This window comes from Pseudoclavibacter sp. Marseille-Q434 (assembly GCF_050315415.1).
Taxonomy (GTDB): domain Bacteria; phylum Actinomycetota; class Actinomycetes; order Actinomycetales; family Microbacteriaceae; genus Pseudoclavibacter.
The window spans coordinates 258,964-280,627 of record NZ_JBNPQH010000004.1; the positions used below are offsets into that span (position 1 = coordinate 258,964).

Below are 21,664 nucleotides of genomic sequence, written 5' to 3' on the forward strand. Positions count from 1 at the left end.
TCAGCTCAACTGCCCGAGTCTCACGAGGTTGTCGAAGTCCGCATTGGACGCTCTCAACTCGTCGAATGTGCCGACGGAGGTTGCGTTGCCTTTGTCGAGGAAGATGATCGTGTCCGCATTCTTGACGGTTGATAAGCGGTGCGCCACCACGATCACTGTCATCTGGCCGCGAAGAGTGTCGATGGTGTCTGTAATCTGACGCTCGGTGACGTTGTCAAGAGCAGAGGTTGCCTCATCGAGAATGAGGTAGCTGGGCTGGCGGTACAAAGCGCGAGCTATACCGACCCGTTGTCGCTGCCCACCCGATAGCCTCACGCCACGTTCGCCCAGCGTCGTGTCGAGCTTCTCGGGAAGCGTCTCCACGAAGTCGTAGAGCTGAGCATCTCGTAGTGCTTTCTCCAGCTGAACCGCATTTATGTCTTCGGGTGCCAGCCCGTACGCGATATTTTCTCGCAAAGAAGCGTTTGTCAGGTAGACCTCCTGGGGAACGACGCCGAGGGTTTTGTACCAGGCGGCAAGGTCGTCAGTGACCGACCGGCCACCAGCCATAATCGCGCCGCTACTCGGAGTGGTGAGGCCCAAAATTAGGTCAAGCAATGTGCTTTTTCCGGCACCGCTCGAGCCGACGAACGCCGTTGTTTCGCCAGCGCGAATAGTGAGCGTCAAACCGTTCAAAACCGCCACATCGGAGTCCGGGTAGCGGTACACAAGCTCATTGATTTCGATGTCCCCTGAATAGCGGACGTCCGACGAAGTGACTTCGGAGTGCATCCGATCACGGTCGAGGTCTTGGACTGCCCGAGCCAGGATTCCGAGCCCCACGCTTCCCGACTTCATGGAAGCCATCGTTGCAGTCACACGGTTCAGGGTTGGGAGCATCCGCAGGGAGGCCGCTGCAAAAACCCCCAAGGTCGCAATGGCCTGACTCGGTGTGCTGGTCGCGAAGAGTACGGCTGTCAGGCCGATGATTGCGATCATGAAAGTAATCTCGAGCGCGTACTTAGGCAGTTCCGAGAACATCGACATGCGGCGCTGAGCGTCAGCTGACTTCCCTTTCGCTTTCGAGAAGCCGCCGATGAAAGTGCTACCACTGGAAGTCAGTCGAGCCTCGCGGAAACCCTCGAGCCCGGGCAGAAGGGCGGCCCAAGCTTCCCGGTCGGCCTCGGCACCGGATTCGCCGGCGGTCAGGAGGTGTCGGCGCATGACTCTTTGAATAATCGCGGAGGTGAGGCCAAGAATCGCGCCGGCAAAGAGGGTCGCGAGAGGTGAGACGGCGACTAGCACGACGGCCATGGCGAAGAGCGTCAGCAGGTCTGCAATCAGACTGAGGCCTCCCAGGAGCACCTGACTAAAAGCCTGGGGCACCGCTGCCCCGATGTTCCGAAACACTTCCGGTAGATTTCGCGATTTGTGTTTCGCGTAAGGCGCGAGCACGTATCGCCTCATTAGCTCTGTCGATGCCTGAGCCATCATACGCGTGGTGTGGCCAAGAAGCCACCAACGGAACGAGACGGAGAAGCAGCTTTTCACGAGGAATGCAAGCCCGACGATGCTCGCAAGGGCGATGATGACACTCTGCAGTTCAGAGGTGCCGAGGAACCTGGCGACAGTTCCGGCAACGCCTGTCTCAGTGTCGCCAGTCGTGATGACTTGCATTAGCGGAAGCATGGCCGCTACGCCGAGGGTGTCGAGAAGAGCAAGCAGGATAGAACCGGCTAATGCCAGGGAAAGCCATCCGCGGACCTTGCCTGGAATCAAGGGTCGGACGATTCGGAGGTTTTTTAGCACAAGTGCTCCAGATGGTTTTTCGCAGCTGCCCGTCGGGCGTGAGGAATTATGGTCATTAGCAGAGCGCCTCGGAATGCATTATGTGGCGCACGGCTAGGGCTTCCAGCGCGCGAGCGAGTGGTTGAGAGAAGCTAGTGCTCGCTTGGCACCGGGAACGGTGCCCAGAAGTCGATCAAGTCGTTCGTATCGAACCCAAAGGTCTCTCATCTTGTGCGCGGCCTCGGCTTGAGGGCGTAGTAAGTCGGTCGATTCTAGAGCAGCACGAAGGAGGGTGGCATAGTGTGCTTCGTTGTTATTGATGATCGCGTCTGTCATCGCTTCCGAAGCGCTCTCGGCGATATCACCCGTCATGGAGTCATGACCGGTACGGTAACGAACGGCGGTTTCCGGCAGCCCAACGATGCCACCCCCACGGGCGGCTATCCTGATCCAAAGTTCAGCATCCTGATGGCCGCGGCGAAGGCTCTCGTCGAACCCGCCGACTTCCATCCAAACTGCTTTTCGGAACATGGACGTCGCACACACAGTGTTTTGCAACAGAATCTGTGCCAACGAGACGGTAACGTCCGGGCATATTCGAATGGTTCTTGCGCCGAATGATTCAAGCACGCCTGCGACTACGGCAACGTCTGGTTGCATGTCGAGGACGTCGGCAGCGACCGGGCAGAAGCCAAGCCCCAACAGGTCGTCAGCATCAAGGGGCAAGATGTACTCCCCCCGCGCCGCTTCGATGGCACGGTTGCGGGCCACTGAGACGCCACTGTTCTCGATATGCAGGACTTCGTATCCGCGTGCTTCAACCTGTTGCAGGGCTTCAAGCGTCGACCGGGACGACGATCCGTCGTTGGTCAAGATGAGTTCGGCCCACGAGAGTCGTGCGTCCTCTACCGAGGCGACTGCCTCGAGAATCCATTCGCCGGGCGTGTTGTAGACCGGCATCACAATGCTTAGCTTTGGGGTTGATCGGACTGCTGGACGTCCTGTCATGCAAGTTTCCTCATCGCTCTTCCCGGTCTTGACGCGTCGTTATTGTCGTTGGCAACCGCTGACGTTCCTAAGCTATGGTCGTTTCAGAGGGGGTTCGAGCAACTCGACGCCTTTGGCCACGCAGCGCTTTCGGAAGCGTCTTGAGGCGACGAAGTGCGGATGCTGGGACCCCAAGACGGGCCGCGGACCGGAGTCCCCGGATCGTTCTCGACTCGGACCCCGCCAGATACGGCAACGTCTCGATCAGTCGTTCATTCACCCATTTCGGGTCGGATCCGAGTTCATAGAGTTTCAGCACTCGCTCTCTCAATCGCATCGCAACGAGATGATCAGTTGCAGGGGATGCTCCGAGGTGCTTCCGTTCGATGTCGACCAGGTTGCGCAACCACCGACTGCTGCCCGATTTGAAGATCTCCGCGCCGAGCGAAGCAGCGTGTTCGCGGTGTGTGGCGAGTGGGGTCTCAGTTCGCGCAACCTTTCCAACCCTTGCCAGGCGTAGACAGATGTCGTAGTCCTCGTAGTCGAGAGCCTCGTCGTATCCACCGATAGCTCGAAGCGCGTCTGTCCGTTGCATGAGTGTCGGCGCGGGCAACCAGTTTGGTCCGCGGAGGAGCGCTCCGAAGATGTCGCCCTCGGCCGTCTGCCACGATCTGGGGTGGCGCTCACTGAACAGGAGGTCGAACGGGTCGCCTTTCTCGTTTGACCTCAGGCAGTCTCCGTATGAGAGCACGAAGGCCTCGCCGCGAGCCTCCATCAGGCCAACTTGTACTTCCGCGCGATCTGGTTCGACCCAGTCATCACCCGCGAAGTAGGCCATATACGGCGTCGTTACCTCACGAAGGCCGGCATTCAGCGAAGCTGTCAGGCCTTGATTGAGCTCGGGAGCGATGAAGAGCGCATCGCTGCCCTCACGCTCAAGGACGCGTCTGATGACGGCACGGGTGTCGTCCTTCGATGCATCGTCGACCACGACCAATCGCGAAGGCACGGTTTGCTGCAGTGCACTGAGGATGGCCTTCTCTACGTACGGCGCGTGGTTGTACGTCACGATGACGTGCGTGAGCAACGGTTCCATCATCACCTTCCGATGACCTCGAGCCGTCTTGCTTCGGCTGTGCGGCGTTCGCCAGATTCTCTCATGACATCTTCCCTCGCGATTCGAGCGTGGCGACGGTGCGAGGTGGTCGCGGTCCGTGAGGCTCGTCCCGTGATGTCCAGATCACTTTCCGTCGTACTGAAGGGTCTGATTCGCCGCGGCAGATGTGGGTACAGGGGGTCTCTGCAAGCCTTGGAACACTGATTTGAGGCGAAGCGCAGGTGACTCGATCCAGAACCAGGAAGCCAATGCGAGTGGAGTCGTTGCGACGAGCGCCAGAAGCGCGTAGATCCAAGGCCCGAAGGTCGCGCCGCCCGCGAGTGCCAGGCACTGCTGCACTGGCGCTCCCCAGATGTAGACGCCGTAGGAGATATCGTTTCGCGCTCCGATGCGAATGGGGAGTTTGGCGCCCGCGAGCAGCACCAAGACAGCGAATGGCAGTTGCCCGACCCAGTGCAACAGCCCGGCCGCGTAGAAGACACCGGTGACTGCTGTTGCGATCCCCAACCAGATCCAGGAAACGCGGATGCGGTCTCGCAGGAAGTAGACGACGGCACCTGCTGCGAAGAAGCCGCCCAGCCGGAGCGTGTTCTTGAAGAAGACGCTGAGCTCCAGGTCGAGCACAGTGAACGCGGCGATCCTGAAGCCGACGAGCACAACGACGAGGATGCAGAAGAAGAGGAGCCCATTGCGCCGTACCCACGGAACGAGCAGCGCGATGGCCACGACCACGTAGAACGAGAACTCGTGGACGAGTGTCCAGAGCGACAAATTCCAGATGTAGGGGAACGGCACGGTCATGAGTGTGTCTTCGATGCCCTGCTGTCCGATGTAGAGGGCGGCATTCCTGAAGACGTAGGTCAGCCCACTCTGTAACTCAAATCGCTCGCCACTCGCCGCGGCGGCCAGTGGCGCCACGACCAGGCCAGTTGCGATGAGCACAACCCAGAAGGCCGGAAAGATGCGGAGCGCTCGTCGCCACATGTAGTCCCAGAACGAGAGCCTCAGCCTTGATGCGACGATGAGATAGCCGGAGATGGCGAAGAAGCCATTCACGGACCAATCCGCGAAGTCAGCAAAAACGGAGTGCCCGAAGGCACCGAAGACCCACGAATGTCCAAGGATCACCGCCGTGGCGAGACCGAGGCGAACGAAATTGAGGGCGTTGTCGCGACCGGAGAGCGCGTCGCCGAGGGACGGACTGCCTGCCCGAGTCTGAGTGTTTCCTGTAAGGGTCACGAGGTGATCGTAGTTTGGGATGCGCAGACACGCTCGGCCAATCTCATCGCAGGCCACCACGGAAACCATCCGCGGCTAGGCTCCACGCCGTGTCGGACTCTCTCCGCGGCGCCCTCGCGACGCGCAACAACTCGCTCAACTTCGTGCGGCTCTGCCTCGCGGCGGCGGTGATTCTCGGGCACTCGTGGCTCGTCGGCGGATTTGACGATAGCCCGTTTCCGAAGCTCGGTTGGTGGGCGGTCAACGGCTTCTTCGCAATTTCCGGTTACCTCATCGCGGGGTCTCGGCTCCGAACTCGGTTCCTCGCGTTCATCTGGCGTCGAGCGCTGCGCATCCTGCCTGCCTTCTGGGTCTGTCTCATAGTGACCGCCGCAGTGGTGGCGCCAGTCTCGACTCTGCTCTCCGGTGAAACGCCCGATGTCGCGAGCGCTTTCAGCTACGTGCTCCGTAACTTCGCATTGTCGGTCCAGCAGACGGGCATCGACGGGACCCTCGATACCGTGCCCGCACAGGGCATCTGGAACGGCTCACTGTGGACACTTGCGTACGAGTTCGGTGCCTATCTGTTCGCGGGGGCAGTACTGACCATCGCGGTTGTTCGTCGTCGCACCGCATGGGTGCTCGGCGCGATGCTGGTGGGCGTCTCGCTGATCTACCCGTTCGTCATGAGAGTGCTCGACAACGACAACCTCGTGATCGAGAACATCCTGCGGCTCATCGGCTTCTTCCTGGCGGGCATGTTCCTGTACGTCGTCGGTGACCGTATCTCGCTGAAGACCGGACCCTTCTTGGTGAGTGTGACGGTATTTGTCGCCTTGGCTCTCTTCGGTCTCGACGACTACTTCGGACAAGTGCCCTTGGCCCATGCCCTCCTCTGGCTCGGGGCCCGCATGCGAGTTCCGCTCGGGCGAGAGAACGACATCTCCTACGGTCTCTACATCTGGGCTTGGCCCGTGCAACAACTGCTCGTGTTGGCCGGCGCTCAAGCTCTCGGCCCGTGGGTCAGTGCCTTGCTCGCACTCGTCTGCACGCTGCCGCTTGCTTGGCTGTCCTGGAAGGGTGTTGAGGAGCCGGCGATGCGGCTGCGGCACCTCGTGCCCGTCCGGGACACGTCAAAGAACCCGAGTCCCAGCTCCGCCTCGACTCCGCAATCGCCTTCTTCTGCGGACGATCCTCGCTCCTGAAACCGGGCCCGCGCGACAGGAGTCCGGTATCGGAATGCTGGCCGCAACCGCTGCTTCTGATCAAGCACGCAGGTGCACCACCGGGGAGCTCATGCATCGGAAGGACCTTGTCGCGGCACCCGTCGGAACAACAAGCACGAGCTTCTCGTTCCGGATCTCGGGCGGCCAAACCGGAGTCAGCGGTGAGACCAAGCTCGCGGGCTCAACCACGGACGGCGTCGACTTCGTGCAGACGACGGTGCCGATTGAGATCGCCGTTCGCCTTAGGACCCACTGCGACGCCCACCTCGACGTCAAGCGCAGCCCGACGGTCGCGCCCACCTGGGTCGCCTCAGCGCCGCTCCGCTGGGGCTGAGTGACGCTCAGCGACGACCTGCGGCAGCGCTGAAAACGGCGGCTCGCACCCCTCCTGGGGGCTACGAACCACCGGCTTCCGCCTCAGAAGAACATCTCCAGCGACAACCGCAGCGCCTCCTCGGTGAGCACCGCGGCCGTCGACAGCCCCGCCGTCGCGACCAGCGCCCCGGGATGCGCCAACCCGACCACGACGGCGCGCAGCCTCGGCTGCTGCGCGAGGAACGCATCCGGAACCCTCGAACGCTGCTGTGACGGATGCTCGCGCCAACCGCGCAGCTTCGAGAGGAACCACGCGCACCGCAGCAGGAAGACGAGCCAGATTGCCAAGACGACCGGGAACATGAGGCCCGCGAACAGCTGGACACCCGAATACGTGATCTCGTCCTCGCGGTTCTCAGCGATGAGCTGCAACAGCGTCGACAGGCTGGCGCTCATGACCACAGACACGGTCCAGGCCACGAACCCGACGATGAGCGTCACGAACCGCACGAAGAAGTGCCCGAACACGGAGTCGTGCGCGTCAAGGTGGCTGCGGGGCGTGTGCAGGAGCAGCGCGACCGTCGCCGAGAGTGCCGGCAACGAACCCACCATGAGGATCGCCACCCACGCCACCGTCGACCAATCAGCAAACCAGCCCACCACGGTCAGGGTGCCGAACGCCACGAACCAGACCCAGTTCCAGAGCAGCGGATGCGACACCAAGGCAGGCGGAAGCCGTCGGTCCACGGCATCGAGCAGGCGGTGAGCGGACGGCACCCGCGCGGAGTTCATGCGCCAATCGTATTGCCGACCACGCCGTAGCTGAGCCACCGATTCGCGTTCCCGGACACCCGCATCTCCGTGCGTTTTCAAGTGCCCTGACGGGATTCGATCACGCCGAAAAGGATGCCGCGAAATCGACCACCGAATAGTCCACGGAAGTAGTCCATGCGGGGTTCTGGACCGGATCAAACGCGTCTAGTTTTGCGCTGTCAGTAGACCACCGGTGCACGACGCCGAGTTCCACAGCGAAGCCCCCCGGCTTTCGCCCACGTCCCCTGGGGGTAGGAAACACATGCTCGATACCCAAGCGAACACGCCGCGCTCGACGGGCCTCAACCGACGTGATCTGCTCGGCGCCGCCGTCTGGACCACGCCCGTCATCGCCGTCGCAGTCGCCGCGCCTGCTCAGGCCACCTCGACGGTCGAGTACCGCCCCTTCAGTGGCTCGCACATCGTCCTGACGACGGAAGATATCGACCAGCAGGGAACCGTCGACGGAGTCCCGACCTTCGCCCTGCAGGGAGAACCGGACAACCCAGTCGTCTACTTCGGGGCGAGCGTCGACGGGCTCCAGGCGACGCTCACGAGCTACACCGTCACCTATGAACTCCCATTCGCCGTCGACTGGGACGTCGTCGACCAGGACTGGAGCATGGTCGAGTCCGAGCCCGTGGGCGGCTACTACACCTACACGCTCACCCCACTCGCGCTGCCCGCTGGCCGCATCGACATGGAACGGCCCCTCAGCACCGGGCAGCCGTGGGCGGCCGACGAGACGAACTCCGTAGCTGCGCCACAGTTCCACGGGATCGCCCGAGACGGAACCTGGTCGGTCGGCGGAACGCGGCCCTTCCAGGTCTCCAGCGTCAAGCACTACGACTTCATCGCCCACCTGCCGACCGGCGACGTGGTGGACAGCTTCCACCGCGAGCGAGTCACCGGGGGCGTTTGATCGCACGTCCGTCGCCATCGGCGCGCAACTCAGAATGCCGATTCAGATCCTTCCCGCGCGGTGCATGGCACAGCGGGGGAGTTCTGCCCTGCGCTGGACCGCACCGGTTCGGTTACAGTTGCCCCCGGGGTAACGAGCTGACGTGCCGTATGCCCACCGGTTCGTAGGGGGAAACTCGACCCGGTGAGAGCAGCCGCAACGCGAGGGAGACACGTGTCTTCCGCGCGCAGCTCAGTGCCCCGACGGCGCCGACCGAACCTGGTCGGCATCAAAGGGGGAAACACAATGTCACTTGACGATGTCCAGAACACGCAGAAGACGGTCGACCGCCGCAAGGTCCTCGGGGCAGCGGCCTGGGCCACGCCGGTGATCGCGCTCGCAGTTGCCACGCCAGCAGGCGCGACCTCGCAGATTCAATACCAGGCGCACTCCGGATCCGGGGCGACCATCGCCTACGGCTCCTACCAGGGCTCCGACAACAGCCAGGAGTTCGGACTCCTCGTGCAGGTCGTCAACACGTACGTCATCCCGTGGGCGACCTTCAGCGCCAACGTTCCGGGCCTCACCGCAACGGTCACGAACTTCGTCGCGACCTACGAATTCCCGTTCGCGGTGGATGTGCAGGAGATGAGCTCAGACTGGACGCTCACCGAGAGCGAGCCGGCCGGCGGACCCTTCACCTACACGTTCACGCCGAATTCGCTCCCATCGGCGCCCATCGAGATGCGCGAGCCGCTCGGAGACGCGACGCCGAACGTGATCACGCCAGAGAACTCGCTCATCGGACCCAGCATGCTCGGGGTGGGCGTCAACCCGCCGCCCCACGGAACCACCGTCACCGTGCCGTACACGCACACCTACGACTTCACGGTGACCTTCCCGAACGGCACGACGGTCAACGACAGCTACACCTTCACGGGAACGCACGTCACGGCACCCGAGTAGCAGGCGCCGCCGCGTGATGCAGCCCCCGTCCCAGTCCACGACTGCGGCGGGGGCTGCGGTGTTTCGTGCCCCAGCGCCAGGTTTCCTCCGTTTCTCCGTTCCTCCGCGCCCCGCGACTCGCGCTCGACTCGCGTACGCTCAACCGAGTGAAACCCAGACGACGCGCACGGAACAACCGCGCGCTCGCAGCCATCGGACTGGCCGTCGCGCTCGCTGTGGCCGTCGCACTCGCCGGTCTTCCCCTCTTCGTCTTCCCCGCCACGGACGAACCGAGCGAGGTCGACGCGATCGTCGTGCTCGGCCCGCCACGCGACGCGCGCATCCACGCCGCCCAGCAGCTCGCGGCCGAGGGCTACAGCGACACCATCGTCATCGCCGTCGACGACTACGGCATCGACGCAGCCATCAACATCGACGCCTGCGCACCGGACGCGGCACCCGACCAGGCTGGACTCGTCACCCGCTGCCTCATCCCCGAACCCTTCACCACCGCCGGAGAAGCCCTCATGGTCGAGCGGCTCGCAGCGGCCGAGGGATGGGAGAGCGTGATGATCGTGACCAACGTCACCCACATCTCACGCGCCCGCATGATCTTCACCGACTGCCTCGGCGGGGGAGTGCTGGCCATCGATGACGGGGCGGGCATCGAAGGCTCCAACTGGGCGTGGATGTACGCCTACCAGTCAGCGGCGTTCGTCAAGGCCCTCGTCGCGCCCACCTGCTGAATCGCGTGGCAGTTCTCGCGGGGTCAGGGCACGCCCACCCGCGAAGTCGGCGGCACTCGGTACGGTAGATGCATGACGACACGTCGCAACGAGGGGACAGCATGACCGCGCTCGACCACACCACCGTGCAGTGGCGCCGGGTGTCGCCCAAGTACATCTGGTCAGAGCTCATCGGAGCCTTCTTCTGGGCCCTGATCGCGCTCGCCGGCATCATCGCGATCCTCGTCATCCCCGACGTGCCGAAGTGGGTCGCCGTGTTCCCCGGTGCCGGCCTCCTCGTGATCCTCATCTCCATCCCCTTCGAATGGCGCCGCGTGCGCGCCATCGGCTACCAGCTGCGCCAAGACGACCTCGTGTTCCGCCGCGGCCTCTTCTGGAGCCGCATGGTCGCCATCCCATACGGTCGCCTGCAGCTCGTCGACATCCAGCGCGGCCCGCTCACCCGTATCTTCGGGCTGTCGTCGCTCAAAGTCGTCACCGCGGCCGCAGTCACGAACGTGACGATCCCCGGCCTCGGATGGCAGGACGCGGAGAAGCTCAGAGACGACCTCGTCGCACTCGCCGAGACCCGCCGAGCTGGCCTCTGATGAGCGCGCCCACCCCACCAGGCAACTGGCAGCAGCCCGGGCCACCCCCGCCCATGGGCAGTGCACCGCACGGTGCCATGGCAGGGGGTCCGACGCCCGGTCCGCCGCCCGGACCGGCGCTCGGGCAGGGCTCCGACCTCATCGACGGCGAATGGCACAGACTCCACCCGCTGACGCCGCTCCTCCGCGTCGGCGTGTTCGTCATCGCCATCGGTGCCTTCCTCATCAACCAGTCATGGCAGACGATCACGAGCTTCCTCTTCCCGCAGCTCGACGAGTACAGCGGCGCAGAGTACGACCCGACCAACATGGTGCTCCGCAACGAGGGCTGGCTGTTGTGGGTCGCGCTCGGCATCCTGGCCGTCATCCTCATCCTCGGGTTCTTCAGCTACCTGTCGTGGCGCTTCTCGCAGTTCCGCGTCAGCGACACGACCATCGAACTGCAGACCGGCGTGCTGTTCCGCAAGAGCCGCCAGGCGCGACTCGACCGCGTGCAGGACATCAACATCCAGCGCCCCCTCGTCGCCCGCATCGTCGGCGCCTCGAAGATCGAGATCGGCGTCGCCGGCGAGAATGCCAACATCCAGCTCGTCTACGTGCGCACACGCGACGCCGACGGCATCCGCGCCGGAATCCTTCAGCGCGCGTCCGGAGCGAAGCGCAACGAGCGCCAAGCCCAGGCGCATGGGTACGCCCACGCCGGGCAGCCAGGCGCACCCGGGTCAGCCGACGGCAGCCCGTCGGCGCCCGGATATGGTCCCGCTGGCGCTTCGGGCGACTCAGCGTCGCAGCCACAGCAGAAGCCGCCGACCGCAGAGCAGCTGCGCACACGAGCATCCGAATTCTTCGCCCAACGAGTCGAAGAGCTCACGAGCCCTGAACTCGCGCCAGGCGAGGCCGCACCGCAGTCCGTCGTGCGACTCCCACCATGGCGGCTCGTCGTGGCCAACCTCGTCAACCCGTGGCTCATCGTCATCCTCGTGGCCCTCATCGCCGGCCTCATCGTCACCTTCACCTTCGGGTTCTGGTGGCTCCTCTTCTCGATCCTGCCCCTCGGCGCCGTCTTCTTCGCCGTCACCGTCGGCCAGATCCTGCCGTCGCTGAACTACAGCATCGCCGCCACCCCGGACGGCGTCCGCGTCGGCCGCGGGCTCCTCACCACCAGCAACGACACGGTCCCGCCTGGCCGCATCCACGCCGTGCAGGTCTCGCAGCCGCTCTTCTGGCGACCCTTCGACTGGTGGATGGTGCGCATCACCCGCGCCGGCACCGAACAGGTCTCCTCAGACGGATCCCAGAACCAGGCGGCGCTCACCCGCAACCTCGTCCTCCCCGTCGGCACCCGCGCCGAGACCGAACGTGTCCTCGCGCTGCTGCTCCCAATGCTCGTCGACGACGAAGTGCGCCGACTCATCGAGTTGGGCATGTACAGCAAGGGCAACGACGACTACTTCGTCACCGCGCCGAAACGAGCCGCATGGATGCGCCCGTTCTCCTGGAAGCGGCACGGGTTCCGCCTCGACAACCGCGCGCTCTACCTGCGCTTCGGCGCCTGGTCGCGCAAGCTCACGATCGTCCCCGCAGAGCGGATGCAGTCCATCGGCCTCGACCGCGGGCCCATCGGCTACTTCGCCAACGTCGTCAACCTCCACGCCCACACCGTGCTCGGCCTCGGAGTGACAACGCGCATCGGCATGGTCGACGGCAACATCGGAGTCCGACTCTTCGACGACGTGTCCGCCGTCGCCATCCGCGCCGCGAACCTCGACACTTCCCACCGGTGGCGCGAAGCCGCCACGCTCAGCGCCATCGCAACCGCACGCATGCGCGTCGCCGACGCGGCAGCGCGCGGTATCCCCGTCGACAGCCAGACCACCGCCGTGCTGCAAGCAGAACGCGAGTACCAGCACGCGCTCGCCCAGAGCGGCCTGCAGGAGACGACGACGCCACCCGTCGCGCAGCCCCAGGCCGCGCAGAACGCTGCACCGGCCCCGGACCTGTCCCGGATCCCCGCCCAGTTCGGGTCCGTGGGGTCCGCACCCGGAGGAGCCGCCGCGCGATTCGGTTCCCCCACAAACCCGTCGACGGATGCGCCTGCGCCGTCCGCGTCCGCGTCCGCGCCGCCCGCGCCAGCGTCAGCGCCCTCGCAGATCGGTCCCGTTCCGGACGCGCCGACGAACGGCGCCTGGGCGCCGGTCTCCTGGGAGCCCGTCGCCACGACGCCCGCCGCTCCAGAGTCTGCGATCGACACAACGCCGACACCGATTCAGACCCCCGCGACGATCGGGCCCGCGCCGGCCGGGACAGCGCCGCGCATCCCGAGCGCACCGCGCATCCAGAGCCCACCGCCGGGGCCTGCCCCGTCCACCGCACCGGAGTCAGCTAGCCCCGCGCCGTCAGGACCCCCGGTCGAGGAGGCGCCGAAGCCAGTGGACTCCGCGCCGTCAGAACCTGCAGGCGACGAGGCGCCGCAGCCGCTCACGCGCCGTCAACTGCGCGAGCAGCGCCAGAACGGAATCGTGCCGCCGCCGAGCCCAGAACCGCACCCCGGGCAGCCTTCGGAGGACGGCGCGTGACCGGCCGAGAAGGGCGCCTCGGCATCGGCCTCGTCGGAGACTCGCCCACCGGGCTCATCGTCGCGACCGCCCTCGCCGCAGCAGGACACGCGCTCGTCGGAGTCGCCACGGAATCCGAGGAGGCCACCGAACGCGCATCCGCGATGCTGCCCGGCGCCCCCAAGCTCACGCAGCGTCAGGCCATTGAGCGCAGCGAGCTCGTCATCCTCGCCTACGACGAGGCCGTCCTCGAGACGCGTGTGCTTGAACTGTCCGAGTCGCGGGCCTGGGTAGCAGGACAGCTCGTCCTGCACACCGTCGCCGGCCGCGGCACCGCAGTGCTCGGCACCGCTCTCGACCGAGGCGTCATTCCCCTCGCCGTGCATCCCGCCATCGAGATCACCGGCACGAGCCTCGACCTGCACCGACTCAAGGAAGCCTGGTGCGCCGTCACCGCCCCGCGCCCAGTGCTCCCCATCGCGCAGGCCCTCGTCGTCGAGCTCGGCGCCGAACCGGTCATCATCCAAGAACAGGACCGCCCCACCTACGCGGAAGCGCTCCACACCGCCACCGAGTTCACCCGCTCCATCGTGAAGCAGGCCACCGAGCTGCTCACCGGAATCGGCGTCGAGAACCCGGGCTTCATGCTGTCCAGCCTTGTCCGCTCAGCCGCAGACAACGCCCTCAGCGACGCCAACCCGCTTCCCCTCGACCCGCTCGACGGTACGCTTCCTGAGGCGGACCCGCGCTCGTAGCAGCAACCGCCGGTTCCAAGGAGGGCACTTGCCACACGTTCTGACCACGATCGCCGAAGCCAAGGAAGTGCTCCGGGAGATCGCGAAAAGCGACACCATCGCACTCGTCCCCACGATGGGCGCCCTCCACGACGGGCACCTCTCGCTCGTCGACATCGCCAAGCGCAGCGCCACCAAGACCGTGGTCTCCGTCTTCGTGAACCCCATGCAGTTCGCCCCGGGCGAGGACTTCGAACGCTACCCGCGCACCTTCGACGACGATCTCGCCAAGCTCGACCAAGCCGGCGTCGACTACGTCTTCGCGCCGGCCGTCGACGACATGTATCCAGAAGGCGTCAAGCAGACGCGCGTCGTCGGCGGATACGCGGCCGGCCTCCTCGAAGCAGCGCACCGCCTCGCGCACTTCGACGGCGTCCTCACCGTGGTCACCAAGCTCTTCAACATCGTCCGCCCGAACGTCGCCGTCTTTGGAGAGAAAGACGCGCAGCAGCTGTTCCTCGTGCGCCGCCTCGTGCGCGACCTCAACCTCGACATCGACGTCGTCGGCGCGCCCATCATCCGCGAAGACGACGGCCTCGCCCTGTCCAGCCGCAACCGCTACCTCTCCACCGAAGAACGTGCCGCCGCGCTCAGCCTCGTCCGAGCCCTCACCGCCGCCGCATCCAACGGCGACCGAGGGATCCGAGAGATGATCTCGCAGGCTCAGGGCGCCCTCATGGATGAGAAGCTCGTCAAGATGGACTACGTGTCCATCGTCGACCCGGAGACCTTCGCGCTCGTCAACGAGGCCTACACGGGCAAAGCACTCGTGCTCGTCGCGGCCAGAGTCGGCACGACCCGCCTCATCGACAACATGAGCGCGTACGTCGGCGAGTACCGCTAACGACGACGGCGCCGGAGCGGAGCACGCCGTGTGGTCTCGGCTGAACGTCACAACCGGTCGCGGCCGGATCACCACCGAACGCTCCCGACGCTTCGACAGAGTCCACGTCGAACGACTTGCCGCCACAGCAGGCCGCGTCAAGGTGAGCGCCCAACATCCGCAGTGGAACACTGTGCGCGTCACGATCCTCATCGACGGGGACACCACCACCGTCAGTGGAGCGGACGGAACCTCGCTCTGGGAGCTGCACCCCGGTGACGCCCTCTTCCACCACGAGGCCACGCCCATCGCCTTCGACTTCACCGCGCCCACCACCATCCTGAGCTTCGTGGCACTCATCGACGACACCACCCAGTCGCAATCCGCCGTCCCCGTCGGGTACGCCACGCCCGTCATCGCCTCCCCCCTCATGTCAGGCGTCATCGGGTACGGCCTCGCGCTCCTCCTCGAGCAGAAGCCCGTCGTCGGCTCCGCAGCCAGGGCCGTCGACCGCCTGATCCGCGTCATGGGGCGGGAAGTTCTCCTCCAGGCTCGAGGCCTCGCCCACGTCCCCATCGCCCCCACAACACGCGACAGAGCAGAAGAGGCCATCGAACGTCACGCGTCCGACCCGGGATGCACGCCGTCGCTCATCGCAGACACGCTCAGCATCTCGCTCCGACAGCTGCAGCGTGCCTACCGTGCGAGCGGAGACACGGTGCAGCAATCGATCCGCCGAGCACGAGTCGAAAAAGCACTCGCGTTGCTGCGGGACCCGTCGCGGCAGAGTCTCACGGTCGCTGAGATCGCCCGCCACTGCGGTTTCAGCGGCGGGTCGGCGCTTGCCAGAGCGATGTCGGCTCTCGGATGTGAAGCGCCGCTCGAAGTCCGCCGCGGGCTCGCCGCTCCCTCGCGAGACGGCACACCTCACCGGCCCGGCTGACGCACTCCCTCTACCCGGCGCTGATGCCATGAACAACACGCGAGCACGATCTGGACCGTTCCGACTTGGTCCCCAACCCGACGCATGCCATACCGAACGCGACAGGAACGTCGTTACCGGGCTCATGGGTCACGAGGAAGCGGCATTCTCGGGGAGGCGACGACGCCACCACCATCCCCCGTGCGCGAGCGTCGCCCCGATATCGATGCGTCGCGCCTCCACTCAGGAGCCAGTCATGCGAGCACCCCACACCCAGACCGACACCCCCGCACTCAGCCGTCGCCGAGTTCTCACTACCGCGGCTTGGAGCGCGCCCGTCATCGCCGCCGCGATCGCCGCCCCGGCTGCTTCAGCCTCCGACCCCGCCACGCTCCCGCTGGCGTGCCAGTTCACGCCGACCACGTGGACCGTCACCCCAGGGAGCACCCCATTGGTCGAGGACGGCCGCGCAGGTACCCCATTCGGCGCCAACGGACAGTACTCCACAGGGTGGACGCCGATCAACACCAACCCCGGACACGCCACACAGGCTTGGTGGCTGCCGGGTCCGGCGGCCGCGGGCGCAATCGGCTTCCTCTCGATGGCCGACCGTGACAACTCCGGGTTCGCCGCGGCGCCTGTCGCGACACCAAGCGACGCCGCCCCCGACGAGGCACAGCCCTTGACGCTCCAGGTGGCGTTCCAGCTCGAAGCAACAGCGGGCAGCCCGCTCGAGCTCCAGTTCCCGGTGCATGCAGGGTCCGAGTACCTCGGTCGCCAGTACCTCGAAATCGGTATCAGCGGTGCCGGTATCCCGGAGACGACCATCGCCAAGGGCTTCGCGGGCGACACTGGCTGGGGAAGCGGGCCCACGATGAGCAACATCCCCGCCGCCTACCAGACCGGGTTCGCGCCCCTGGCCAGCGAACAGACGTACACCAGCACCGTGACTCCCACGAGCACGGGCACGGTCATCGCCACCTACACGTTCACGCTCATGGCCGTGACCAACAACCAATTCAAGAACGCGGACATCTGGGTGCAGGCTCCACAGGTGGCCAACTGCCCGGCCAGCACGTCGTAGGGCCTCTTGGACTGCGGCGTTGCTACGCTGAACGTTCCACGACCCTTGGGAGAACACACACATGAGCTTTCGCATCCTGACGGTCTGCACGGGCAACATCTGCCGTTCGCCCCTCGCCGAGCAACTCCTGCGTGATGGTCTCAAGGATCTCCCGGGAGTCACCGTCGAAAGCGCCGGCACCGGGGCCCTCGTGGGCAGCGGCATGCCGCAGCAGGCCCTCGCCCTCGCGGCCCAGTACGGGGTGACGGATGCGGAAGCGCACATCTCGAGGCAGCTCACGGAAGACATCGCCCGCGGCGCAGGCCTCGTCCTCGCGCTCTCCCGTGACCACCGGCAGCGCATCGTCGAGCTCGCCCCCTCCGTCGTACGACGCACCTTCACCCTGCGCGAGTTCGCCCACATCGCCAGCCAGGTCACCGCCGAGGACCTTGAGGAGACCTACGAGGCGCCAGGCGCCAGTTCAGGCTCACGCCGCTCCCGCCGCGAAGCGCTCGACAACGCCAGCGACGGGGCCGCCGCCGGCGCCTCCGACGAGGACATCGTCGCCGCAGCGCTTGCCGCCGCAGTCGGCGCAGCAGCACCGCTGCGCGGCGTCATCGCCCCGCTCGAGAACGCCAGCGACTACGACGTCGTCGACCCGTTCCGCCGCTCCGACGAGACCTACCAGCGCTCCGGACGCGAGCTCGTGCCCGCCGCCGAGACCATCGTCGCCTACCTCGAAGGCGTCGTTGACTGGGCTAGGGCGCGCGCCTCGTAACCACGCCGAGGCCCGCCGGTTCGCGCGACGGCTCGAAGTGCACCAAACTGGGGGAGTGCGTTTCCGAGCGCCGTTCGTCGCGCCCGGGACACGCATCCACACCCAGACGCACGAACCGCAAGGAGCCCGAATGGCCGACGCGCCCACCCAAGACGCACTCTCCGAGGCGGAAGCCTCCGAGCAGAAGCAGGTGCGTCTCGACAAGCGCGCGCGGATGCTCGAATCGGGCATCGCCCCCTACCCGCTGACGCTCCCCATCACGCACACCATCGCCGAGGTGCGTGCCGCTCACGCCGAGCTCGAAGACGGCGCCTCGACGGGCCAGCGAGCCGCAGTCGCGGGACGCATCGTGCACCTCCGCAACACGGGCAAGCTGTGCTTCGCGAGCATCCAGTCGGGCGACGGCGCGCGCATCCAGATCATGCTGTCGCTTGCGGTCGTCGGCCAGGAGCAGCTGGACCTGTGGAAGGAGTACGTCGACCTCGGCGACCACATCTTCGCGGCCGGTGAGATCATCTCCTCGCGACGCGGCGAGCTGAGCATCATGGCCGACGAATGGAAGATGGCGTCGAAGGCCGTGCGCCCGCTCCCGAACCTGCACAGTGAGCTCAGCGAGGAGACGCGCGTCCGCCAGCGCTACCTCGACCTCATCCAGCGCCCAGTCGCCCGGGATGTTGTCGTCGCGCGCGCGAAGACCAACGCGTCGCTGCGCCAGACGTTCGCGAACCACGAGTTCCTCGAGGTCGAGACGCCCATGCTGCAGACCATGCACGGTGGCGCGGCAGCCCGCCCGTTCGTGACGCACTCGAACGCCTTTGACACGGAGCTGTTCCTCCGCATAGCGCCCGAGCTGTACCTGAAGCGCGCCGTCGTCGGCGGCCTCGACCGCGTCTTCGAGATCAACCGCAACTTCCGCAACGAGGGTGCCGACTCGACGCACAGTCCCGAGTTCGCGATGCTCGAGGCCTACCAGGCGTACGGCGACTACAACTCCATCGCCGACCTCACGCAGGAGCTCGTGCAGAACGCCGCCCTCGCCGTCTCCGGTTCGCACGTCGTCACGTGGACGGACGGCACCGAGTTCGACCTGGGCGGCGACTGGGACCGCGTGTCCATGTACCCGTCGCTTTCCGACGCCGCCGGCGTCGAGATCACGCCAGCCACGCCGCTCTCCGAGCTCCTCGCCCTCGCCGAGAAGGTGGAAGTCGAGGTCAGCCACCCCACGCACGGCAAGCTCGTCGAAGAGCTGTGGGAGCACTTCGTGAAGGACCATCTCACGCGCCCGACCTTCGTCATGGACTTCCCTGTCGAGACGTCGCCGCTCACCGCATCCCACCGCTCCATCCCCGGCGTGGTCGAGAAATGGGACCTGTACGTCCGCGGTTTCGAGCTGGCCACGGGCTACTCCGAGCTCATCGACCCCGTCGAGCAGCGCGCCCGCTTCGTCGAGCAAGCCGCCCTCGGTGCAAAGGGCGACGTGGAGGCGATGCGCGTCGACGAGGAGTTCCTCACGGCCCTCGAACACGCCATGCCCCCGTCCGGCGGCATGGGCATGGGCATCGACCGCCTCCTCATGGCCATCACGGGCCTCGGCATCCGCGAGACGGTGCTCTTTCCGCTCGTGAAATAGCGCGCCGCGCCGCGCGCCGCACCCGCAGCACCGAGGGCGGTGTTGTGGTCGTCATTCTCGAGATTTGACGACCACAACACCGCCCTAGGCGTTGGAAGCGCGCGCTCGAGTCCGACTCTGCAGACATGGAAGTTGTGAGACGGTGGCAGTCCACAGCCGATGCGCCGCTTCGCCTCAGTTCGGCCGCATCCAGCAACCTTTCGAGCATGCGCCCCAAGAAGCCCCTCCCGGCCGAGTTCGATGGCCGTGCGTTCCGATACGCGGACGCTCGAGCTGCAGGGCTCAGCCGGGGTCACATCAGATCTTCGACATCCGTGGGGCCGCACCGCGGCATCCGTGTGCCCGAGCGAATCACCTCGCCGTTGGGAGCAGACCTCGCATACGCAGCCACGGCTGCAGAGGACGTCGCCCTCGCAAGCGTGTCCGCCTGCCGGGTCTGGGGCATCCCGCTTCCGCTCTCCATTGGATCTCGCATGCATACCTTCGTGGCGGTCCGCAGTCCACGGCATGTCCCCTCGGGGGTCGCGGTCACGGGGTTCAAGCTGGCGGGCCATCTCTACAGCGTGCGCGTGGTCGACGGTGTCCGAGCGCTGTCACCGTGCGTGGCCTGGGCGCAGTCGGCAGCGGTTCTCGCGCTCCGTGAGGTGCTCGTGCAAGCGGATGCGTTGCTCACGCGAGCAGACAACTATCCTGGGCGCCGGCACCAGGGTGCGCTCGCGACGCTTGACGAGCTGCGGGCGGTGACTGCGGCCTGGACGGGGCGTGTGGGCGTCGCTCGCCTTCGTGCAGCGCTGCAGCTGGTGCGACCCGGCAGTGAATCTCCCGGCGAATCGCGGCTCAGGTTCGTGCTCTCCGAGGCGGGCTTCGCCGAGCCGATCGTGCAGCACCGCGTCTACGATCGTGGGCGCTTCGTAGCGCGCATCGATCTGTCCTACCCGCCGCTGAAGATCGCGCTTGAGTACGAAGGCGAGCACCACTTCACCGTGGCCAAAGCGATGGAGGACATCGAGCGGCGTCGTGAGCTCGAGCGTCTCGGTTGGATCGTGATCCAGGTGACCAGACGCGACATCAGAGACCCGAGCAGGCTCTTCGCGCGGCTGCGGGTAGCGATGCTCGCCCGATCATCCTGAAGCCGGCCCTCCGCCGCGGGGATAGCAACCAGAACTCCGCCTTGCTCGCAGACGGCGAAACCCAAGGCGGTGTTGTGGTCGCTAAATCGCGGGTTTGACGACCACAACACCGCCCTGGGCGGAGCTCGGTGAGGCCCACGGCGGAGCTCGGTGAGGTCCACGACGTTGCGAGGGGTGAGCCTCGGAGTGCAGATCGAATCGCGTCAGCTCTCAGAACTCGCGTGCTTCTCCCCGTCGACGCGGTACTCCACTTCGGCGACGATCTTTCGCAGCGCGTAGATCGTGACTGATCGGCGTTGCGCGGGCGGGTCCCACCCGGTGTGGTGCTCGAACTCGAGCTGCTGCAGGTCTTCGAGGGCGGTGGATGCGGCGCTGAGTCGCGGAGAGAGGTCGTCGTCGGGGTCCTCCCACGCGCGGATGAGCTGCGCGATCTGCTCGCCCGCCGCGGCGAGTGCTCGACTCGACTCCGCTTCAGCCTCGCTCCAGGACTTCTCGAGGAACGGCTCCTGGAGTTCGGCGATGTGTCGGATGATGCGGCTGAGGCTGTCGAGCTGGCCTTGGGCCGAGTTGCTGTCGAACTTCGACCGGAGGCGCCGCGCGTTGCCTCGCAGGTTGTCCTGCACTTCGCCCACGAGGGACTTGGCGTCGGTGAGCTGGGTGTCGAGGCGACGGAGTGAGGCGCGCCAGTCATCGAGTGCGTCCTGGGGAAGCTCCTCACCGGGGAGCTCGGTGGCACGTTTGATGGCGTCAGCAGCCGCGGTCTTGACCGTGCCGAGGGCCGTGAGCGCCTGCTTCGTCCCGGTCGTCGGCGGTATCAGCAGGTTCAGGCCGACGCCGATGGCGGCTCCTACGGCCATCTGCACGACATAGCCGATGGAGAATCCGTCCGGGTTCGCGCCGCCGACGACGAACACGAACAAGGCCGCGATCGGGATGTAGTCGCGTCCCGCCCCGAAGGCGGGGATGCCGGCCAGCAGCGTTCCGACGCCGACGGCGACGGGAACGGCGAGCGCCACGGGGGTGCCCAGGGTGACGAGCGCACCGGATGCGAGGACACCGAGGAGCACCCCCACCACGACCTGCACGCTCGACCGCACTGATCCGGCGACGGTGGGCACGCTTGCGACGAGCGCGCCGAGCGGTGCGTAGTAGGCGTACGCATTGGCTTCTCCAGGGACGAGGTGTCCGGCGTACCAGGCGAGCGTCGCAGCGGCTGCCGTCTTGGCGACGTGCAGGAGCCGAGATGGGGTGACGGCGGGGAGGAGGGCGCGGACGATTCTGTGCATCCCTCTCAGCATGATGGTTCGCGCTCATCCCGCGCTGGGACTTGACAGGCAGGGGGCCGGA

At 65.9% G+C, this 21,664-nt stretch carries 20 protein-coding genes; 14 read left to right on the top strand and 6 right to left on the bottom strand.

The features are described 5' to 3' along the window. The 4 genes from ACQFZP_RS15820 to ACQFZP_RS15835 form a co-directional block, all read right to left on the bottom strand. On the bottom strand, positions 1-1,758 hold the full coding sequence (locus ACQFZP_RS15820) for an ABC transporter ATP-binding protein (RefSeq protein WP_211892004.1): 1,758 nt from the start codon (positions 1,756-1,758) through the stop codon (positions 1-3). Between the two features lie 123 nt (positions 1,759-1,881). Continuing rightward, positions 1,882-2,727, bottom strand: a complete 846-nt coding sequence (locus tag ACQFZP_RS15825) for a glycosyltransferase family 2 protein (RefSeq protein WP_211892005.1) — start codon at positions 2,725-2,727, stop codon at positions 1,882-1,884. A gap of 115 nt (positions 2,728-2,842) precedes the next feature. After that, the gene (locus ACQFZP_RS15830; protein WP_211892006.1) at positions 2,843-3,841 is read right to left on the bottom strand and encodes a glycosyltransferase family 2 protein; all 999 of its coding nucleotides are present in this window, start codon (positions 3,839-3,841) and stop codon (positions 2,843-2,845) included. A 153-nt stretch (positions 3,842-3,994) separates the two neighbouring features. Further along, a complete protein-coding gene (locus ACQFZP_RS15835; RefSeq protein ID WP_211892007.1) occupies positions 3,995-5,179 on the bottom strand; it encodes an acyltransferase family protein in 1,185 nt (394 codons plus the stop codon). 20 nt (positions 5,180-5,199) lie between these two features. Here ACQFZP_RS15835 and ACQFZP_RS15840 point away from each other — a divergent pair, with 20 nt between their 5' ends. Continuing rightward, the gene (locus ACQFZP_RS15840; RefSeq protein WP_211892008.1) at positions 5,200-6,294 is read left to right on the top strand and encodes an acyltransferase family protein; all 1,095 of its coding nucleotides are present in this window, start codon (positions 5,200-5,202) and stop codon (positions 6,292-6,294) included. 91 nt (positions 6,295-6,385) lie between these two features. Next, positions 6,386-6,649 (top strand): hypothetical protein, encoded by a 264-nt coding sequence (locus ACQFZP_RS15845; RefSeq protein WP_211892009.1) that lies wholly within the window; start codon positions 6,386-6,388, stop codon positions 6,647-6,649. A gap of 83 nt (positions 6,650-6,732) precedes the next feature. Here ACQFZP_RS15845 and ACQFZP_RS15850 read toward each other — a convergent pair whose 3' ends face one another. Next, the gene (locus tag ACQFZP_RS15850; RefSeq protein WP_211892010.1) at positions 6,733-7,422 is read right to left on the bottom strand and encodes a hypothetical protein; all 690 of its coding nucleotides are present in this window, start codon (positions 7,420-7,422) and stop codon (positions 6,733-6,735) included. Positions 7,423-7,705: 283 nt separating this feature from the next. On the opposite strand from ACQFZP_RS15850, the gene ACQFZP_RS15855 reads away from it, so the two are divergent. From ACQFZP_RS15855 to ACQFZP_RS15910, 12 genes are all read left to right on the top strand, one after another. Then, positions 7,706-8,365, top strand: a complete 660-nt coding sequence (locus ACQFZP_RS15855) for a hypothetical protein (RefSeq protein WP_211892011.1) — start codon at positions 7,706-7,708, stop codon at positions 8,363-8,365. A gap of 285 nt (positions 8,366-8,650) precedes the next feature. Further along, complete coding sequence (locus tag ACQFZP_RS15860; RefSeq protein ID WP_211892012.1) at positions 8,651-9,310, top strand: hypothetical protein; 660 nt, start codon at positions 8,651-8,653, stop codon at positions 9,308-9,310. Between the two features lie 146 nt (positions 9,311-9,456). After that, positions 9,457-10,035: a YdcF family protein gene (locus ACQFZP_RS15865; protein WP_211892013.1), complete on the top strand. Its 579-nt coding sequence runs from the start codon at positions 9,457-9,459 to the stop codon at positions 10,033-10,035. Between the two features lie 101 nt (positions 10,036-10,136). After that, positions 10,137-10,622, top strand: coding sequence for a PH domain-containing protein (locus tag ACQFZP_RS15870; protein ID WP_104311004.1), 486 nt, complete (start codon positions 10,137-10,139; stop codon positions 10,620-10,622). Beyond that, the gene (locus ACQFZP_RS15875) at positions 10,622-13,198 is read left to right on the top strand and encodes a PH domain-containing protein (RefSeq protein WP_211892014.1); all 2,577 of its coding nucleotides are present in this window, start codon (positions 10,622-10,624) and stop codon (positions 13,196-13,198) included. The genes ACQFZP_RS15870 and ACQFZP_RS15875 overlap by 1 nt, the downstream gene beginning before the upstream one ends. Continuing rightward, positions 13,195-13,932 carry a Rossmann-like and DUF2520 domain-containing protein gene (locus tag ACQFZP_RS15880; RefSeq protein ID WP_211892015.1) on the top strand — a complete coding sequence of 246 codons (738 nt, stop codon included), beginning with the start codon at positions 13,195-13,197 and terminating at the stop codon, positions 13,930-13,932. The genes ACQFZP_RS15875 and ACQFZP_RS15880 overlap by 4 nt, the downstream gene beginning before the upstream one ends. A 28-nt stretch (positions 13,933-13,960) precedes the next feature. Beyond that, complete coding sequence (panC, locus tag ACQFZP_RS15885; RefSeq protein ID WP_211892016.1) at positions 13,961-14,815, top strand: pantoate--beta-alanine ligase; 855 nt, start codon at positions 13,961-13,963, stop codon at positions 14,813-14,815. Positions 14,816-14,957: 142 nt separating this feature from the next. After that, positions 14,958-15,737: an AraC family transcriptional regulator gene (locus ACQFZP_RS15890; protein ID WP_211892017.1), complete on the top strand. Its 780-nt coding sequence runs from the start codon at positions 14,958-14,960 to the stop codon at positions 15,735-15,737. A gap of 235 nt (positions 15,738-15,972) precedes the next feature. Continuing rightward, positions 15,973-16,800 carry a hypothetical protein gene (locus ACQFZP_RS15895; RefSeq protein WP_211892105.1) on the top strand — a complete coding sequence of 276 codons (828 nt, stop codon included), beginning with the start codon at positions 15,973-15,975 and terminating at the stop codon, positions 16,798-16,800. Between the two features lie 61 nt (positions 16,801-16,861). Continuing rightward, the gene (locus ACQFZP_RS15900) at positions 16,862-17,557 is read left to right on the top strand and encodes a low molecular weight phosphatase family protein (protein WP_211892018.1); all 696 of its coding nucleotides are present in this window, start codon (positions 16,862-16,864) and stop codon (positions 17,555-17,557) included. Between the two features lie 130 nt (positions 17,558-17,687). Beyond that, complete coding sequence (lysS, locus tag ACQFZP_RS15905; protein ID WP_211892019.1) at positions 17,688-19,187, top strand: lysine--tRNA ligase; 1,500 nt, start codon at positions 17,688-17,690, stop codon at positions 19,185-19,187. Positions 19,188-19,660: 473 nt separating this feature from the next. Then, the gene (locus ACQFZP_RS15910) at positions 19,661-20,317 is read left to right on the top strand and encodes a hypothetical protein (protein WP_211892020.1); all 657 of its coding nucleotides are present in this window, start codon (positions 19,661-19,663) and stop codon (positions 20,315-20,317) included. Positions 20,318-20,520: 203 nt separating this feature from the next. Here ACQFZP_RS15910 and ACQFZP_RS15915 read toward each other — a convergent pair whose 3' ends face one another. Continuing rightward, positions 20,521-21,603 carry a hypothetical protein gene (locus tag ACQFZP_RS15915; RefSeq protein WP_211892021.1) on the bottom strand — a complete coding sequence of 361 codons (1,083 nt, stop codon included), beginning with the start codon at positions 21,601-21,603 and terminating at the stop codon, positions 20,521-20,523. Between the last annotated feature and the right edge of the window lie 61 nt (positions 21,604-21,664).

Bases quoted from the DNA above. Each gene is read 5' to 3' on its own strand.
- ACQFZP_RS15825 (WP_211892005.1), bottom strand. From the start codon at position 2,727: ATGCCGGTCTACAACACGCCCGGCGAATGGATTCTCGAGGCAGTCGCC.
- ACQFZP_RS15835 (WP_211892007.1), bottom strand. From the start codon at position 5,179: ATGGTTTCCGTGGTGGCCTGCGATGAGATTGGCCGAGCGTGTCTGCGC.
- ACQFZP_RS15845 (WP_211892009.1), top strand. From the start codon at position 6,386: ATGCATCGGAAGGACCTTGTCGCGGCACCCGTCGGAACAACAAGCACG.
- ACQFZP_RS15850 (WP_211892010.1), bottom strand. From the start codon at position 7,422: ATGAACTCCGCGCGGGTGCCGTCCGCTCACCGCCTGCTCGATGCCGTG.
- ACQFZP_RS15855 (WP_211892011.1), top strand. From the start codon at position 7,706: ATGCTCGATACCCAAGCGAACACGCCGCGCTCGACGGGCCTCAACCGA.
- ACQFZP_RS15860 (WP_211892012.1), top strand. From the start codon at position 8,651: ATGTCACTTGACGATGTCCAGAACACGCAGAAGACGGTCGACCGCCGC.
- ACQFZP_RS15870 (WP_104311004.1), top strand. From the start codon at position 10,137: ATGACCGCGCTCGACCACACCACCGTGCAGTGGCGCCGGGTGTCGCCC.
- ACQFZP_RS15875 (WP_211892014.1), top strand. From the start codon at position 10,622: ATGAGCGCGCCCACCCCACCAGGCAACTGGCAGCAGCCCGGGCCACCC.
- ACQFZP_RS15895 (WP_211892105.1), top strand. From the start codon at position 15,973: ATGCGAGCACCCCACACCCAGACCGACACCCCCGCACTCAGCCGTCGC.
- ACQFZP_RS15900 (WP_211892018.1), top strand. From the start codon at position 16,862: ATGAGCTTTCGCATCCTGACGGTCTGCACGGGCAACATCTGCCGTTCG.
- lysS (WP_211892019.1), top strand. From the start codon at position 17,688: ATGGCCGACGCGCCCACCCAAGACGCACTCTCCGAGGCGGAAGCCTCC.
- ACQFZP_RS15910 (WP_211892020.1), top strand. From the start codon at position 19,661: ATGCATACCTTCGTGGCGGTCCGCAGTCCACGGCATGTCCCCTCGGGG.
- ACQFZP_RS15915 (WP_211892021.1), bottom strand. From the start codon at position 21,603: ATGCACAGAATCGTCCGCGCCCTCCTCCCCGCCGTCACCCCATCTCGG.